This window comes from Devosia subaequoris (assembly GCF_014197055.1).
Lineage (GTDB): Bacteria > Pseudomonadota > Alphaproteobacteria > Rhizobiales > Devosiaceae > Devosia > Devosia subaequoris.
The window spans coordinates 211,788-228,716 of record NZ_JACIEW010000001.1; the positions used below are offsets into that span (position 1 = coordinate 211,788).

The 16,929-nt window shown below is 60.7% G+C and carries 15 protein-coding genes; 5 read left to right on the forward strand and 10 right to left on the reverse strand.

Going from position 1 to position 16,929, the window contains the following annotated elements; translation table 11 throughout:
• The first annotated feature begins 106 nt into the window (after positions 1-106).
• The 3 genes from GGR20_RS01035 to GGR20_RS01050 are packed head-to-tail and all read left to right on the forward strand — an operon-like array spanning position 107 to position 2,518.
• Complete coding sequence (locus tag GGR20_RS01035) at positions 107-1,024, forward strand: 2-dehydro-3-deoxygalactonokinase (protein ID WP_183309385.1); 918 nt, start codon at positions 107-109, stop codon at positions 1,022-1,024.
• A 10-nt stretch (positions 1,025-1,034) separates the two neighbouring features.
• Positions 1,035-1,646, forward strand: coding sequence for a 2-dehydro-3-deoxy-6-phosphogalactonate aldolase (locus tag GGR20_RS01040; protein WP_183309386.1), 612 nt, complete (start codon positions 1,035-1,037; stop codon positions 1,644-1,646).
• Positions 1,643-2,518 carry an SMP-30/gluconolactonase/LRE family protein gene (locus GGR20_RS01050; RefSeq protein ID WP_246349353.1) on the forward strand — a complete coding sequence of 292 codons (876 nt, stop codon included), beginning with the start codon at positions 1,643-1,645 and terminating at the stop codon, positions 2,516-2,518. The genes GGR20_RS01040 and GGR20_RS01050 overlap by 4 nt, the downstream gene beginning before the upstream one ends.
• 21 nt (positions 2,519-2,539) lie before the next feature.
• On the opposite strand, the gene GGR20_RS01055 is transcribed toward GGR20_RS01050, so the two are convergent.
• The gene (locus tag GGR20_RS01055) at positions 2,540-4,684 is read right to left on the reverse strand and encodes a ComEC/Rec2 family competence protein (protein WP_210283027.1); all 2,145 of its coding nucleotides are present in this window, start codon (positions 4,682-4,684) and stop codon (positions 2,540-2,542) included.
• A 73-nt stretch (positions 4,685-4,757) separates the two neighbouring features.
• Here GGR20_RS01055 and gltX point away from each other — a divergent pair, with 73 nt between their 5' ends.
• Positions 4,758-6,173 (forward strand): glutamate--tRNA ligase, encoded by a 1,416-nt coding sequence (gltX, locus tag GGR20_RS01060; protein WP_183309390.1) that lies wholly within the window; start codon positions 4,758-4,760, stop codon positions 6,171-6,173.
• 185 nt (positions 6,174-6,358) lie between these two features.
• Positions 6,359-7,648 carry a citrate synthase gene (gltA, locus tag GGR20_RS01065; RefSeq protein WP_183309391.1) on the forward strand — a complete coding sequence of 430 codons (1,290 nt, stop codon included), beginning with the start codon at positions 6,359-6,361 and terminating at the stop codon, positions 7,646-7,648.
• Here gltA and GGR20_RS01070 read toward each other — a convergent pair.
• The 9 genes from GGR20_RS01070 to frr form a co-directional block, all read right to left on the reverse strand.
• Complete coding sequence (locus tag GGR20_RS01070) at positions 7,624-8,772, reverse strand: lipid-A-disaccharide synthase (protein WP_183309392.1); 1,149 nt, start codon at positions 8,770-8,772, stop codon at positions 7,624-7,626. The genes gltA and GGR20_RS01070 overlap by 25 nt on opposite strands.
• Before the next feature lie 21 nt (positions 8,773-8,793).
• Positions 8,794-9,603, reverse strand: coding sequence for an acyl-ACP--UDP-N-acetylglucosamine O-acyltransferase (gene lpxA / locus GGR20_RS01075; RefSeq protein WP_183309393.1), 810 nt, complete (start codon positions 9,601-9,603; stop codon positions 8,794-8,796).
• Positions 9,600-10,073 carry a 3-hydroxyacyl-ACP dehydratase FabZ gene (fabZ, locus tag GGR20_RS01080; RefSeq protein WP_183309394.1) on the reverse strand — a complete coding sequence of 158 codons (474 nt, stop codon included), beginning with the start codon at positions 10,071-10,073 and terminating at the stop codon, positions 9,600-9,602. The genes lpxA and fabZ overlap by 4 nt, the downstream gene beginning before the upstream one ends.
• Positions 10,070-11,098 (reverse strand): UDP-3-O-(3-hydroxymyristoyl)glucosamine N-acyltransferase, encoded by a 1,029-nt coding sequence (gene lpxD / locus GGR20_RS01085; protein WP_183309395.1) that lies wholly within the window; start codon positions 11,096-11,098, stop codon positions 10,070-10,072. Before lpxD ends, fabZ begins: the two co-directional genes overlap by 4 nt.
• Before the next feature lie 72 nt (positions 11,099-11,170).
• Positions 11,171-13,294, reverse strand: a complete 2,124-nt coding sequence (bamA, locus tag GGR20_RS01090) for an outer membrane protein assembly factor BamA (RefSeq protein WP_183309396.1) — start codon at positions 13,292-13,294, stop codon at positions 11,171-11,173.
• 183 nt (positions 13,295-13,477) lie between these two features.
• A complete protein-coding gene (rseP, locus tag GGR20_RS01095) occupies positions 13,478-14,614 on the reverse strand; it encodes an RIP metalloprotease RseP (RefSeq protein ID WP_183309397.1) in 1,137 nt (378 codons plus the stop codon).
• Positions 14,615-14,652: 38 nt separating this feature from the next.
• Positions 14,653-15,513 (reverse strand): phosphatidate cytidylyltransferase, encoded by an 861-nt coding sequence (locus GGR20_RS01100; protein ID WP_183309398.1) that lies wholly within the window; start codon positions 15,511-15,513, stop codon positions 14,653-14,655.
• Positions 15,510-16,271: an undecaprenyl pyrophosphate synthase gene (locus GGR20_RS01105; RefSeq protein ID WP_183309399.1), complete on the reverse strand. Its 762-nt coding sequence runs from the start codon at positions 16,269-16,271 to the stop codon at positions 15,510-15,512. The genes GGR20_RS01100 and GGR20_RS01105 overlap by 4 nt, the downstream gene beginning before the upstream one ends.
• A 33-nt stretch (positions 16,272-16,304) precedes the next feature.
• Positions 16,305-16,865, reverse strand: a complete 561-nt coding sequence (gene frr / locus GGR20_RS01110) for a ribosome recycling factor (protein WP_116590428.1) — start codon at positions 16,863-16,865, stop codon at positions 16,305-16,307.
• Between the last annotated feature and the right edge of the window lie 64 nt (positions 16,866-16,929).

Genomic DNA, 16,929 nt, shown 5'->3' on the forward strand with positions numbered 1-16,929 from the left:
CCGTGGTTGCATAGAAATAGCCAAAACTGGAAACGAACTGGCCAGCAGGCGCAGAGGCCATTAGGGTCGCGCCGCATCATGTTGGGATCGTGGGAGACGGACTAGATTGGCTGAGGAAATTGCATGGGTTGGAGTTGACTGGGGCACGTCCAACCTGCGGGCCTGGGGTATCGGAGAATCCGGCGCGGTAGTGGCGAGCGCCGAGTCTGACCAGGGAATGAGCAAACTGTCGCGTGACCAGTTTCCCGAAGCGCTCGGCGCAGCGTTGGCGCAAATGCCGTTGCCCCAAGGGCCGCTTGATGTGGTGATTTGCGGCATGGCCGGAGCACGGCAGGGTTGGCTCGAAGCGCCCTATCTCGAGGCGCCGACCGAACTTGGTGCCCTTGGCCAGGGCGCGGTACGTCCGGACATGCCAGACGAACGATTTCGCGTCTCGATTCTGCCCGGCGTCTGCCAAAGGCAGGGCGGCGAAAATGTCATGCGCGGCGAGGAAACCCAATTGCTCGGACTGGCCAGCCTTCACACCGAATATACGGGTCTGGTCTGCATGCCTGGCACGCATTCGAAATGGGCGAGGCTCGAAGGGACGCGGATTGAGCACTTTTCGACGGCTATGACCGGGGAAATGTTCGCGCTGCTCAAGACCCAGTCGGTGCTGCGGCACTCGCTGAACGGGCCACTGGATGGTCCGGAACAAGACGAGGGATTTGTTGCTGGTGCCCGCGACGGGCTGGACGATCCCGCCGCGCTGTTGGGTCAGTTGTTCACCGTTCGCGCAGCCTCGTTGTTATCGGACAAGGCGCCAGACTGGTGCGCCGGATATCTCTCGGGTCTGCTGATTGGCACCGAGATTGCTGCAAACCGTAACGAGATCGGCACCGATCCGGTGCCGCTGATCGGCTCCGACAAGCTCTGCGCGCTCTATATGCGCGTGCTCCACATGGCCGGGGCCTCTGGTCGCCTGGTCGATTCAACAGAAGTCGTGCTGGCCGGTCTCAAGGCCGCGCGCGCGTCCATTGCCTGAGGATTTGCCCGTGACCCATCGCCATATCATCGCCATTCTGCGCGGCGTTACGCCCGATGAGGCCGTGCCCGTCTGCACAGCACTGGTGGAGGCCGGCATTACATTGATCGAAGTGCCACTCAATTCGCCCAATGCAGTGGACAGTATTGGCCGTGCTGCCAAGGCCTTGTCCAATCGGGCAGAAATTGGGGCGGGCACGGTGCTGACGCCAGAGGACGTGCGGGCCGTGGCCGGGGCCGGTGGCACCTTCATTGTCTCGCCGGACACCAATGTGGAGGTGATCTCCGAAACCGTTCGGCTGGAGCTGAAATCCTACCCGGGTGTGTTTTCTCCGACCGATGCCTTTGCCGCCATTCGCGCCGGCGCGACCGGGCTCAAATTTTTCCCCGCTGAAGTGCTGGGCGCCAGGGGGATCAAAGCAATGAAGGCCGTTCTCCCTCCCGCCCTGCCGCTCTATGCGGTGGGCGGTGCCAATCCGGATAATTTCCACGAGTACTTCGCGGTAGGCTGCACCGGATTTGGCCTGGGCACCTATCTCTTCAAGCCTGGCATGGACGTGGCCGATGTGAGCGAACGCGCGAAACTGGCCGTTGCGGCCTATGATCAGGGAGCCGCGAAATGACCGGGACCGCCAAACTACTGATCGACAGCCAATGCGAGCTGGGCGAAGGACCATTCTGGCATGCTGGCCGTCAGCAATTGTTCTGGTTCGACATCAATAACCAGACGCTGTTCGCCGCCAATGTCGATGGCGAGGTGCAGAACCGGTGGCACTTAGACGAGATCGTCGCGGCAGCAGCAATTATCGATGATGCAACGCTGGTGCTAGCCAGTGAAACCGGGCTGAAGCGTTTTGATCTGGTTACCGGTGAAGCGGTTCATCTGATCGATATCGAGCGGGACGTGCCGACCAACCGTACCAATGACAGCCGGGTGCATGCCTCGGGTGCGTTCTGGATCGGTACCATGGTCAAGGATGAAGGTCCCAAGGATGGTGCGGTCTATCACTACCGCGCGGGCGTTCTGACCAAGATCATCTCCAATGCGGCCATTCCAAATGCCACATGCTTCTCGCCCGATGGCCGGACGGCTTATTGGACCGACACGCCGGATCAGAAAATTCTCAAATGCGCCGTCGATCCAGAAACGGGAATGCCGGTAGGCGAATGGGAACTGTTTGCCGATGTTTCGGAGCACCGTGGCTATCCGGACGGGGCCGTGGTCGATAGCGCGGGCTATCTGTGGAATGCCCGCTGGGGCGGATCGTGTGTGATCCGCTATGCGCCCGACGGGACCATCGATCGCATCATCGAGGTGCCTGTCAGCCAGGTCACCTGCCCGGCGTTTGGCGGCACGGATCTCAAGCGGCTGTTCCTCACCACCGCCAACAAGACCCTGTCGGCCGAGCAGTTGGCCGCAGAAAAAGTTGCCGGCGGAGTGTTCTACATCGATGTCGATGTTGCCGGACAGCCCGAAGCCAAAATCAAGCTTTGAGACCTGCGATGCCTACGGGTGTCAGCGTGGCGCGATACGCCAAGGCCGATTGAGGTTCTCAATGGCAGGACGGATGTCGAACTGCCCTGCCGCTGCATTCCAGACCAACCAATGTACGCCGCCCTCCTTCAATTCGCGCGGTCCGATGACCTGCCCCGCTGCGTAGCAGAATTGTGGAGGATAGATGCGCGCGATCAACAGGTCGTGGCGACCGCAGTCCTCGGCGAAAGCTGCCGCATTGCGGACGGCTGCCACGCTATAGGCGGGATCGGCCAGAATACAGCCGAGGCTGTCACACCGGGCCGCCGGGTGTGGGGCGGTGATTTCCGTCTGGTAGTGGTCGCTCCAGACATTGACGGCGAAACTGCCAGTTCGACCGGTCACCAGGGACATTTCGTCACCGTCGCGGATGGCGACGGCCTGGGTGGTGTCGGCGATCAGAATATCCGGGCGCGGCTCGAACCCGAACGCCAAGATGACGGGTAGCGCCAGCGCTGGCCCCAGCAAGCGCCAGCGGGTTTCCAGAAAGGCGAACCAGGCCAGAGCGATCAACCCTACGACCAGGGTCCAGCCGGCGAGCAGAGGATTGCCGGTCCAGCCCTGGCTCCAGGCAGCCACCAGCTCGGCGACATCGACCATGCGGTCAATGCCCCAGCCCATGATGGCCAGGCAGAGCCCGTCGATACCTAGCGGCATGGCGAGAACGGACAAGACTCCGAAGGGCATGATAATCAGGCTGACAAAGGGCAAGGCCAGCACATTGCCGATGACACCTAACGGGGCAGTCTGCTGAAAGTGGTAGGCAGAAAACAACAATGTCGCCAGGCCCGCGACAAGGCTGGTCCAGGCCGTAGCGGCAACCACGCCGCCAATGCGGGATATGCGCCCTGTGGATGGTGTTCCGCGCAGGCGCGGCAGTTCATAGATGCCGATGAGACCGACCACTGCGGCAAAGGAGAGCTGGAAGCTGGCCCTGAAGATGCTCGCGGGATCGATGAGAATAATGATTATGGCGGCGATGGCGACATTGCGCATGGTCAAGGCCTGGCGGCCGGCCAGGACGGCGCCGAAGATCAGGGCGAGCATCAGGGTCGAGCGAAAGGCGGGCACATTGTCCACACCACCGGCCAACATCAGGTACAGAAAGGCCGCGACGATGCCTACCGCTGCGGAGATCTGCTTGATGGGCCAGGCCACGAGGGCCGGAAACGAAGCTAGCGCCAAGCGTAAAAGCCAGTAGATGCCGCCAGCCACAATGGACAGGTGCAGGCCAGAGATCGAATAGATGTGCGCCAGGCCCGAGGCAGCCATGACATCGCGCGTCTCGTCGGTGATGTCGCTTTGATCCCCGACGACCATGGCCTTGCCGATCGCGGCAGTCGCCCCGTCCAGAACGGTATCGATGCGGTTACCGATCGCGCTGCGCCAGCCTTGCACGTTCCGGGTCGGGTTCCAGACGTCGCCGTCGGCCAGGACCTCGACCGTACCAGTGGTGGAGCCATAGGACCCCACGCCGACGAAATAGGAATGAAATTGTCCGTCATGGGCACCGGGCAAGACCGGTCCGGGAATGGGCGCCAGGCGTAGGGCGGCCCGAAATCTATCGCCCGGCGCAAGCTTTGCAGCACCCGGCAGGACTATGCGGGCGCGGCGGATCGGCACCGGTCTGGCATTCTCGGCCGGCACGAATTGGGAGGCAATTATCCGGATCCGGTTGGCATCGGCAGAGAGAACCTCGTCGACTTGGGCCTCGTAGGTGCCATAGGCGGGGTAGGCCAGCATCGGGGTGCCAAAAGCGAGCCCGTGCAGGGGCAAGAGGCAGAAGCCGAGCCAGAAGGCCGCAAACTGAACAACGCCCCGGAGCCCATTCAGAGCGTGGCGGGCGCGCGACAAAACCACCAGGCCGGCCAGTGCTATCGCCACGCCAGCGAGCAAGTAGGCCGATGGCTCAATCGGCATTGCGGCGTAGCAGATCAGCCCGGCGATCATGGAAAACGGCAGCAGGACAAAAAGCCGGCGCTTCTCGACAGCACTGTCTATTGCGCTGCGCAGGCGCGCCGCTGCTGCGGGTTCTCCAGACGCGGACCAACCAGCTCGCTCGCCGCGCGCGCGAAACCATCCGGCCAGCCCGGACGTACTCTCGAGAACCCTTTGCCCTGCCCCCATGCGCCCTGCCCTTGCGCTCAAGCCCGCCTATGCTACACACAGCCCCAAATTTCTCCAATCCTTCCGGTTCTCCATGTCTCAGGTCGTCACGCGTTTTGCTCCTTCTCCCACCGGCTATCTGCACATCGGCGGTGCGCGAACAGCGCTGTTCAGCTGGGCCTTTGCGCAGAACAAGGGCGGCAAAATGCTCCTGCGCATCGAGGACACGGATCGGGAACGGTCAACCGAAGCCGCCGTCACCGCGCTGATCGATGGATTGAAATGGCTGGGGCTGGACTGGGAAGGCGAGCCGATCAGCCAGTTCTCCCGCGCGTCGCGTCATGCTGAAGTGGCCCACGAGCTGGTGAAGATGGGGCATGCCTATTATTGCTATTGTTCTCCCCAGGAGCTGGAGCAGATGCGTGAGGAGGCCCGCGCCGCCGGCAAGCCCCCGCGCTACAATGGCTATTGGCGGGACCGTGACGCCTCCGAGGCACCTGCCGACATCAAGCCAGTGATCCGCATCAAGGCGCCGCTGGAAGGCGAGATTGTCGTGCGCGACCATGTGCAGGGTGAAGTTGTGTTCAAAACCGAGAACCTGGATGACTTCATCATCCTGCGTTCCGATGGTACGCCGACCTATATGCATGCCGTGGTGGTCGACGATCACGATATGGGCGTGACCCACATCATACGCGGCGACGACCACCTGACCAATGCGGCCCGCCAGATCATCATCTACAACGCTATGGGCTGGAATGTGCCGGAAATGGCGCATATCCCCCTGATACATGGGCCCGATGGTGCCAAGCTGTCCAAGCGGCACGGTGCGCTCGGGGTCGAGGCCTATCGGCAGATGGGCTATCTGCCCGCGGCCCTGCGCAATTATCTGGCACGCCTGGGCTGGAGCCATGGCGATGACGAGTTCTTCACCACCGACCAGATGGTGGAGTGGTTCAGCCTCGAGGCACTCAACAAGGGCGCCGCGCGCTTCGACTTCGTCAAGCTTGAGAACATTAACGGGCACTATATCCGCGAAGCCGATCCCAGCTATCTCTATGACGTCATGGTCGATACGGCCAAGGAGGTCGGGCGCGACGAGGACGCCAAGGGCCTGATGGCCAACCACAATACGGTTCTGGCCGCGCTGCCCGAATTGCAGCCCCGCGCCAAGACAGTGCTTGAGCTGATCGATCTGGCCCAGTTCATCTATGCCCCGCGCCCGATTCAGCCCGATGAGAAGGCGGCAGCTTTGCTAACCGATGACGCCCGAGCTGTGCTTGCAAGCGTTGCCGATACGTTAGGGGGTCTTGCCGATTGGTCAGTGCCGAGCATTGATGCTGCCATGCGTGCCCTGGCGGAAGAAAAGGGTCTCAAGCTAGGCAAACTGGCACAGCCTTTGCGTGCGGCCCTCACCGGACGCACCGTGTCTCCGGGGATTTTCGAGGTCATGGTGCTGATTGGACGGGAAGAGAGCCTTGCCCGACTCGGCGACCAGACTTCTGCCTGAGGCGCAAAAACCGCGCCCTGTCGCCAGTCTGTCGGATAGATAAGTCATACTCACCTATCGGTTGCTTGCGATGGGCAAGACCTGATACCTCTGCACCGGAAAATCGGCGCTTCAAGGGCGCCGCCCCCGGGTCCGCATTTCCTATCCTTTCCTGCGGACGAACGGGGTGAAGCGAGGAGAGCTCAATGACCGAAAAAGTCGCCAAACTCGTCATCGGAGACCAGACCCACGAATTCCCCATACTGAGTGGTACGGTGGGTCCGGATGTGATGGATATCCGTGCACTCTACGCCAAGACGGGGCTGTTCACCTACGACCCGGGGTTCACTTCCACAGCGGCGTGCGATAGCGCGATTACCTACATCGATGGCGACAAGGGCGAACTGCTTTATCGTGGATATCCCATCGAGCAGCTGGCCGATAAGTCCAGCTATCTCGAAGTTTGCTACCTGCTGCTCTATGGCGAGCTGCCGACGCCGACCCAGTTCAAGGAATTCGAGGCGCTGGTGACGCGCCACACCATGGTGCATGAGCAGATGCACTATTTCTACCGTGGCTTCCGCCGCGACGCGCATCCGATGGCCATCATGACCGGCGTTGTTGGTGCCATGGCGGCTTTCTACCATGACAGCACCGACATCAACGATCCGCAGCAGCGCGAGATTGCTTCGATCCGCATGATCGCCAAGATGCCGACGATTGCGGCCATGGCCTACAAGTATTCGGTCGGTCAGCCGTTCGTCTATCCGCGCAATGACCTCGATTACGCAGCGAACTTCCTGCATATGTGCTTCTCGGTCCCTGCCGAGGAATACAAGGTCGATCCCAAAATCGCCCGCGCAATGGACCTGATTTTCACGCTGCACGCCGATCACGAACAGAACGCATCGACTTCGACGGTGCGCCTGTCGGGCTCGTCGGACGCCAATCCGTTCGCCTGTATCGCTGCTGGCGTGGCTTGCCTCTGGGGCCCCGCCCATGGCGGCGCCAATGAGGCCTGCCTCAACATGCTGCGCGAAATCGGGACGGTGGACCGGATCCCCGAGTTCATTGCCCGCGCCAAGGACAAGAACGACCCGTTCCGCCTGATGGGCTTTGGTCACCGCGTCTACAAGAACTTCGACCCGCGCGCCAAGGTGATGCAGGCCACGGCCAAGGAAGTGCTGGAGATCCTAGGGGTGGGCAATAATCCCACGCTGCAGGTAGCCCAGGAACTGGAGCGCATCGCGCTGGAAGATCAGTACTTCATCGATCGCAAGCTCTATCCGAATGTCGACTTCTATTCGGGCGTGATCCTGGATGCGATCGGTTTCCCCACCTCGATGTTTACCGTGCTGTTCGCCGTCGCCCGCACCGTTGGCTGGATCAGCCAGTGGAAGGAAATGATCGGCGACCCGCAGAAGAAGATCGGCCGTCCGCGTCAGCTCTACAATGGTGCCACCGAGCGGGATTACGACCCGATCAGCGAGCGCTGATTGCGCCAGATTTCGAGGATCCGGTCCGCCGGATCCTCACGGAGATGCGGGCGCAACCCCGTTTCCATGATCCGATAAAGCTCGTCAAAGGCCTGCACCTGGTCCTGACGGGCTTTTTTGTTGCCCAGGAGTCCGGTCATAGCTGCCTTTGCCGGGCTGGCCAGAAGCGGTGCCGCGACGAATTCGGGCACAACCGGGCGCCCGAGAATGATGTTGGGCAGAGACACTTGCGGCCGGCCAAGCTTTGCGTAGGCACGCGACTGGTGACTATCAAGCGCGTAGATGACCACCATGGGGACGCGCGCCAGAGCCAATTCAAGGGTCACTGTGCCTGACACACACATGGCGCCAATGGCCTGCTGATATATAGCGCGGCGCGTGGCGCGCGTGTCAACGACGCGGACTGGCGCTGACCAGCTGGCAGTTTCAGCGACCAGCCGGTCACGCAGTCGGGGCAAGGTCGGAATGACCAGTTCAGTGACAGCTGCGTGATGGGCGAGATCGGCCGCCATCTCGCCCAATAGGGGCAAATGGCGGCGCAACTCGCCGTTCCGGCTGCCGGGTAGCAGCACAAGCGGTCCACGATCCGGTGGCGTGTGCGAACCGATGGCCTCGGCAATGGCGGGATGACCGACATAGCTGGTGGGTGGGCCGCCGAGCCGACTCATTGCCTCCGGTTCGAACGGGAGTACCGCCAACACGGCATCGAAGAGCGGCGCAAGGTGTTTGGCGCGCTCTGGATTGCGGGCCCAAACCGATGGCGCCACATAGAGGACCAGGCGACCTGTGTAACCGCGCTTGCGCAGGCGCGCCGCCAAAAGGCGCGAGAAGTCCTGCGCATCGACGAGCACGACCATATCGGGGTTGGCGGCCAGAATGGCCTGGGCCGTCTGCTCGAGACGCCAAAGCAGGCGTGGCAGGTTGAGCAGCACATCGGTGATGCCCATGACCGCCAGATCGGACATGGGAAAAAGCGAGGTCAGCCCCTGCCCTGCCAATTCATCGCCGCCGACACCGGACAGTTCCAGGCTCACCTTGTCACGAAGACGCGCTACCAGATCGGCGGCAATCCGATCTCCGGACGGCTCACCGGCCAGGATAAAGAGGCGCAGCGTGTCGCTCATGGCTGCCTCAGGATTGGATGGCTATTCGGTTTCGCCGCCGTTACGGGGCAGCAGGATGGGCCGATCCTGGGCATCGGCAATGAAACGCACCACGTCCTGAACCAATGTGTCCTGGCTGAAGATTTCAGCCGCGTCTTCCACGCGTTCCCGCAGCGTCCCCTCACTAGCAAAAATCTGCCGGTAGGCGGCGCGCAGACGGTGAATGGCTTCGCGCTCAAAGCCCCGGCGCTTGAGGCCAATGAGGTTAAGGCCTGTCAGGGTGGCACGATTCCCGACCGCCATGCCGTAGGGAATGACGTCGCCATCCACCATGGACTGCGCGCCAATGAAGGCATGCGCGCCAATGCGGGTGAACTGATGGATGACGCAGGTGCCGCCAAACCGGACAAAGTCTCCGATGTGACAATGCCCAGCAATGCCAACATAATTGGTGACCACTACATTATTGCCGACGATGACGTCATGAGCGATGTGGGCGGACGCCATGATCAGGCAGTCGTCGCCGATGCGCGTGACCATACCACCGTTTTCAGTACCCGGATTGATGGTCACCGATTCCCGGATGGTGCAGTTCGCGCCGATCTCGAGGCGCGAATTCTCACCATGGAACTTGAGATCCTGCGGTTCATGTCCAACCGAGGCGAAGGGAAAGATGCGCGTGCCCGGCCCGATGGTCGTGTTGCCTTCGACAACAGCGTGCGACACCAGCTCGACATTGTCGCCAAGCGTCACATTGCTACCGACAATGCTGTATGGACCAATACGGACGTTTGCACCAAGCCTCGCCCCATCGGCGACAATCGCCGTGGGATGAATCACAGGGGCTGTCACGCTTCGGCCCCCACGATCATCGCGGTGATTTCAGCTTCAGCAATGACAGTACCGTTGACCTTGGCCTTGGCTTCGTAACGGCCCACATTGCGGCGGCGATGCATCTTGGTGATGTGGAACTCGATGGTGTCGCCGGGCCCTGCGGGCTTGCGGAAACGGGCATTGTCGACCCCGAGCATCAGCACGATGTTCTTCCGGCCACCGTTGGAGTCGTGCTTGATGACGATCGCTCCGGCCGTCTGGGCCATGCCTTCGATGATCAGCACCCCAGGAAAGATCGGATTGTTTGGAAAATGCCCGAGAAAGATGGGCTCGTTGAATGTGACGTTCTTCACGCCAATGGCGGATTCATCGCCATTGATGTCAATGATCTTGTCGATCATCAAGAAGGGATAGCGGTGCGGCAGCGCCTCAAGAATTTCGGCGATGCTCATAGCATTGAGTTCGGTGACGGCGGTGGTTTCGTTCATCCCCGCTTCTCCCCCTTCGACAGTTTCCGCACAACGGCGAGTTCTCGCCAGAAATCTCTTATATCCTGCGCCGGAGCACCAGCAAGCTTGGACCCGGCGGGCCAGTCCTTGGTCACGGCCGCCCGGCCATGAACTACCGAACCCGCGCCAATGCTGAGATGACCAGAGGTGCCAACCCCGCCGCCCATCAACACGCCATCGCCCAGGATTGTGGAACCGGACAGACCGCTCATGGCTGCAATAAGACAGTTGCGGCCAATACGGCAATTGTGACCGATCTGGACCAGATTATCGATTTTTGAGCCTTCGCCCAAAACCGTGTCGCCCAGCGCGCCTCGGTCGATTGTGCTGTTGGCGCCAATTTCGACGCGGTCCTGAATGACCACCCGACCCAGTTGCGGAATCTTGCGATTGGACTGGCCAAAATCGAGCCAGCCGAAACCCTCCGTGCCGACGCGAACGCCCGAGTGCAGCACGACTTCATTGCCCAAATGGGCACAGTCAACGGTGCAATTGGCGGCAATGACGCAGTTGCGACCGATGGTGACGCCAGCACCGATAACGGTATTGGCGCCGATCACGGTTCCGCGGCCAATTTCCACCCCGGCGCCCACCACGACATTGGTGCCGAGGGTCACATCGCGCTCAAACACCGGTGCGCCCAGATCCTCACGCCCTGCGGCAATGATCGACCGGGTACTGGAGGGATAGAGCGCATCAAGAATGTCGGCAAAGATGTTGTGCGGCTTTTCGATCACGACCGCGGCGCAGCCCTCCGGAACCGCGTCCTTGAGGGCCGGGGACACCAGAACGGCACTCGCTGAAGTGACGCGCAGTTCCTCGATGTAGCTTTGCTGCGCCGCCAGGGCGAGTTCGCCCGGCCCGGCCAAGTTGAGTTCGGCGACCCCGGTGATCGTGAGTTCAGGATTCCCCAGGCCCGCCGCCAAGTCTGACTGACCAACCAGAGCAAGCAATGCGCCCAGGGTCTGTGGACCGGCGAAGCGATGGAAACGGGTGTCGACCATGATGTCACTTAAACAGAAAGAGCCGCGGCGCTACCGCCCCGCGGCTCCGAAAAATTATTCACACCGGCCGGACTAGAGCAGGGTCGAGATGGTGAACTGGAACATCTGCGTGCGGTCGTCGGTCGACTTATTCAGAACATGAGCAAAGTCGCCGCGCAGCGGACCAAAAGGCGAATCCCAGATAAGCGACGCACCAACCGAAGTGCGCCAGGGCTGGTCGTTGCTCGTGGCAACCGCACCACCACCACCAATGATGTCGCTACTATCGCCAATCCAGGCTGCGTCCGCCCAGACCGCACCGCTCAGGCCGTAACTTTCCGGCAGGCCTGGGATCGGGAATTCGATCTCACCGGAAATGCCGGCGAACATTGTCGTGCCGACATATTCGCCAGTGCCAAGGCGCGGACCAAAGCCACGGCCTTCAAAGCCACGGATAAGCTGTGAGCCGGGCGTAAACGCCTCGACCGAATGAACGCTTCCGCCATTCATGCTGTTGATGACGCCAGCCTGACCACGAATGCTGCCAACCACGCCGCTATCCGGGATCAACGGGACAAAATAGCGTGCACGCGCCTCGGAGCGAAGCAGGTTGTGGTCCCATCCGATATAGCGCTGGGTAAAGGTCGCATACAGACCTTCAGTCGGGTTCTGGACGTCGTCCACACCGTTCCAGGTCAGCGTGTAGCCAATAAACGCCTTGTTGAATTCCTGACCGTTCGAGACCAGCGAGGACTTATAAGTTGGGTTCCCTTCGGTATCGGCAATGACCATACGCTCATAACCGCCGAAGAACTGTGCATTGAGAGCACTGGTCAACGGAACGCCCACGCGCAGCTGACCACCAGTGGTCTGCGTGCCGTAGAAGCTGGCCGAGGTCTCGTCGTTGATGCGATGATAGGCGTCCACACCGGCGGAAACCTTGAGGCCCATGAAGCGCGGCTCGGTGAACGAGAAGTCGAAGGTGCGGCCCGATTGCGAGGCACCGATGGCCGCCCGCAAATACTGGCCGCGGCCGAGGAAATTGCGCTCGGTCAGCGAAAGCTCGCCCAGGATGCCATCGGTGGTGGAGTAACCGGCGGTCGCGCCATATTCACCGGTGGACTGTTCCTCGACATTGATATTGAGGACGATCTTGTCCGGTGACGAACCGGGGGCCGTGGAAATATCGATCCTGGAGAAATAGCCAAGAGCGTCGATATTGTTGCGGCCCCGGATCACCATGGAGCGGTTGAACGGGTCGCCTTCAGCAAAATCAAGCTCACGACGAATGACGAAGTCGCGCGTCTTGATGTTGCCGGTGATGTTGATGCGCTCGACATAGATGCGCGCACCTTCGTCGACCAGATAGGTGACGTTGAAGGAATTGGTCGCTGCATCGCGATCCAGGCGAGCCCGTACGTCGGCGAAGGAGTAGCCCTGAACGGTGGCCTCATAGGCCATGTCTTCGATGGACTTCTGCAGCTCGAGCGCGGAATAGGTTGCGCCCTGTCCGGTGCGCACCGTGCCGCGCAGAGCATCGGTATTCAGTCCATCAATGCTGGTTTCGATACCGACATTGCCGAACTCATACTTCTGACCTTCATTGACGGTCACGTTGACGAAGTACGCATTGCGCGCGGCGTCATATTCGGCAACCGAATTGACCTGCGCGTCGGGGAAACCACGATTGGCGTAGTAAGCCCGGATGCGCTCGCGATCGACGGCCATCTTCTGCTCGTCATAGGTATCGTCGCGGAGCAACCAGCTCAGAATACCCGACTCCTTGGTGAGCATGGCCCCCTTGAGGTTGCCCGCACCAATGGAGTTATTGCCGGTGAAGTTGATCGCGGCGATACCGGCGCGCTCGCCTTCATTGATCTCGAAGATAACCCGCACGCGACCGTCTGTGGTTTGCTCGGTGCGCGCCGTCACAGAAACGGAATTAAACCCGTCCCGATCATAGGCCAGGCGAATGCTTTCGATATCCGCGTTAAGACGCTGCTGGCTGTAAATTCCCGAGGTCGAGATATCGACCATGGTCAGGAGTTGACTGTCGGGGAAGCGGCGATTGCCTTCGAACAGCACTGAAGCAACCAACTGCTCCTGCGCCTGTGCCGTCACGACGCCAAGGACAGGCACGCCAGCAACCATGGGGGCAGCCCCCAGAATGGCTATCGCCGAAACCGCGCCACGCATCAACTTGGTGGGGTGAATCATATTGTTATTGCCTTCTGCGACCCGCTTGAAGAATCGCCATGCACAGCGCTCCCCCAAGCTAACTCCATTGAAGTGTTTTACTGTTTTTTTAACCAGGAACAAGGCGAGACTGCTCACGCGGTTAGCAATTCATTGGCGACCTTGTATTCGTGCAACACCTTGCGAACCAAGGTTAACAAAGCGTTAGCGCAAAATACCAAAGTGGTCGAACACTGTGTCGTTGAACAGGGTAAACACCATGAGCGCAAGCACAAGGGCAAATCCGAAGCGGAAGCCGATTTCCTGTATCCGCATGCTGAGCGGGCGCCCGCGAACTGCTTCGATGAAATAGTACAGCAAGTGGCCGCCATCGAGCATGGGCACCGGCAGAAGGTTGAAGATCCCGATATTGAGCGAGAGCAACGCCATCAAATTGATCAGGGCCACAAAGCCCAGGGTCGCAACTTCTCCGGAGACTTTGGCGACCTTGACCGGTCCGCCAAGTTGTTCGACATCGCCCCTGCCCACGAAGAAATCGCCGAGGAAGGCGGCCGTGCGCTGCACGATGAACCGGATCTCCTCAAAGGTCATGCCGACCGCCTCGACGGGGCCGGGGCGATAAAGTGTCACATCGGTCTCATCAACATCACGCGTGACGCCGATACGGCCGATACGCTGGTCATTCCCGAATCGATCCTCGATTTCAACGGCTTCGGGGACCAAAGTGAGCGTTCGTTCCGCGCCGGCGCGCTCGAGTTTCACCACCACCGGACGCTCGGGGCTGGTGGCGACATAGCGCTGGAAATCTTCAAAGCCGCGAACGGCATAGCCATCGACCGCCAGGATTTCGTCGCCCGGCCGGAAGCCCGCCGATTCGGCGACCGAGCCGGACACAACCTCGCTGATCACCGGGGGGATCGTGTAGCGACCATAGCCGAGCAGCAAGGCATAGAGAATCAGGAAAGTCAGCAGGACATTGGCAAGCGGGCCAGCGGCGACCACCGCAATGCGTTGCCAGACATTCTTGTTGACGAAGAGGCGCGGCGCCAGAGCCGGGTCCACATTTGCGGCGGCTTCCGGGTCCGGAACGCTGGCCGGGTTCATGTCTCCGACAAAGCGGACATAGCCGCCCAACGGTATAGCGGAGATGCGCCAGCGGGTGCCGTGCCTGTCGTTCCAACCCACCAGCTCGCGCCCGAAACCGACCGAGAAAGTGTGGATGGCCACCCCGTTCCAGCGGGCCACCAGATAATGGCCCATTTCATGGACGAAGACGATAACCGTCAGAACGACAAGAAATGGGACGAGATAGGAAAGCAGCCAGTAGGCGAAATCAAACATTGGGATCCAATACTCTCACAGTTCGGTACGGGCGGGCGCTACCAGTGGAGCAATCCCGTCGCTATCGCCCCGAACCCAGCATGTGTTGCACCCACAATTGCGACCAGAAACACGCCGAATGTGAGACTGTCCAGGCGATCCATGAGACCCCCATGTCCGGGGATGATGTCGCCGCTGTCCTTGATGCGGAAGAAGCGCTTGAGGGCACTTTCGGCCAGATCGCTAACCTGAGCGAGTACGCTGATCGTCGCAGAGAGAAGGATGCCGATCCAGACTGGCGATTCAGTCACCCAGAGCCAGACCAGAAGCCCTGCGCCGGTACCAAGAGCAAGCCCGCCCAGGGCGCCAGACCAGGTCTTGGAGGGTGAAATATCTGGGGCCAGCTTTTCGCCGCCAATCTGGCGCCCCGCAAAAAAGGCCGCGGAATCCGTCATCCAGACCACGGTGCCAAGATAAAGTCCGGCCCAAATACCTGCCGTCCCGGTGCCGCGCATGGCCATGAGAGAGGTTATCAGCGCCCCGAACAACACCAGCCCGACGATCCGCCAGACCATGTGCTCCCGCTCCATGGTAAGCACCAGACCACACGCCAGGATAATCGCCCCCAGCGGCCCCCAGAGGCCGATGAGGGGGTAAAGGAGCCCAGATAGAGCCACGAAGCCAATGAGCACCATGCCCTTTTTGGTCAGCGGCGCGCGCGTGACCATGGTTTCCCATTCGCGATAGGCAAGGGCATAGACTGCGCCCACGACCGCCGCAAAAAGATAGCTGCCGACGACAAGCGCCGTCGCAGTCAAGGCAATCAGTACAGCGGCGGAAGCAAGACGCGGCCCGACATCGGCCCAGGACCGCCGGGGCGGGGCCGGCTGATCAGCATTGGGGTCCCCCTGCCCGCTCAACGCGCGTCCGCCCCTAAGCCGCCAAAGCGCCTATCGCGCTGGGTGAAGGTTTCAAGTACGCGCACAAAGCTGGCTTCATGGAAGTCAGGCCAGTGTTCGTCGACAAACACAAACTCTGCATAGGCTGCCTGCCAGAGCAGGAAATTGGACAGGCGCTGCTCACCGCTGGTGCGGATAATGACGTCCGGATCAGGCAGGCCGGCGGTATAAAGCGCGTCGCCCAGCCGTTGCTCGTCGATATCTTCGGGGGCCAACCGACCTGCAGCGACTTCGCATGCCAGGTGGCGCGCGGCAGCGGCAATCTCCGCCTTGCTGCCATAGTTAAAAGCGACCACCAGGGTCAGGCCCGTATTGGACCGCGTCTTGGCCTCGACATCGTCGATCAGCTTGACCAGGCCGGATTCCAGTCCGGCGCGCGAGCCGATGATACGCACACGCACATTATTGCGAATTAGTCGCTGCAGATCTGATGCAACAAAACGCCGTAACAAGTTGAAGATGAACGAAACTTCGTCTGAAGGTCTCGACCAGTTCTCGGATGAGAAACTGAACACGGTCAGGCAGGGTACGCCATAGGTAATGCAGTTCTCGACCAGCCCACGCAGGGATTTGACCCCCTCGACATGACCTTCGGTCCGCCGTTTGCCGCGTTGCCTGGCCCAACGGCCATTACCATCCATGATCACGCCAATGTGGCGCGGGATTTTTAATCCCGCACCTAGCTCAACTTTCACACTGGCGGCCGGTTCCCCTGCCATCAACGCCCTCCCGGCGCGAGATCATGTGATCCTCTAGACCTGCATGATCTCCTGTTCCTTGGTCGCCACGATGGTGTCGATCTCGGCGACAGAATCATCGGTAGCCTTTTGAACAAGATCGGACTGTTTCTTGGCATCGTCCTGGCTCATGTCGCCGTCTTTCTCCGCCTTTTTCAAGGCATCCATGCCGTCGCGGCGAATATGGCGCACAGCGACGCGAGCCTGCTCTGCGTAGGTATGGGCCACCTTGGCGAGTTCCTTGCGACGCTGTTCGTTCAGTTCGGGCAGCGGCACGCGAATGATCTGCCCTTCCCCCATCGGGTTGAGTCCCAATCCGCTGTCACGAATAGCTTTTTCGACGGCGTTGGCATTCGACCGGTCCCAGACCTGCACCGAGAGCATCCGGGGCTCGGGGACAGTCACGGTCGCCACCTGATTGAGCGGCATGCGCGAACCATAGACTTCTACCGTTACAGGATCGAGGAGGCTGGCGCTGGCGCGCCCGGTCCTCAGGCCGCCCAACTCGTCCTTGAGCGACGCGACAGATTTCTGCATGCGCGTCTTGAGGTCGTTGAGATCGTAGCTTGAGGCCATTGCTGTTTCCTTCCAGTCCATTGCCGGCTCGGGTCTTGTGCCCGTTCTCTGGCGTTCATCGGGG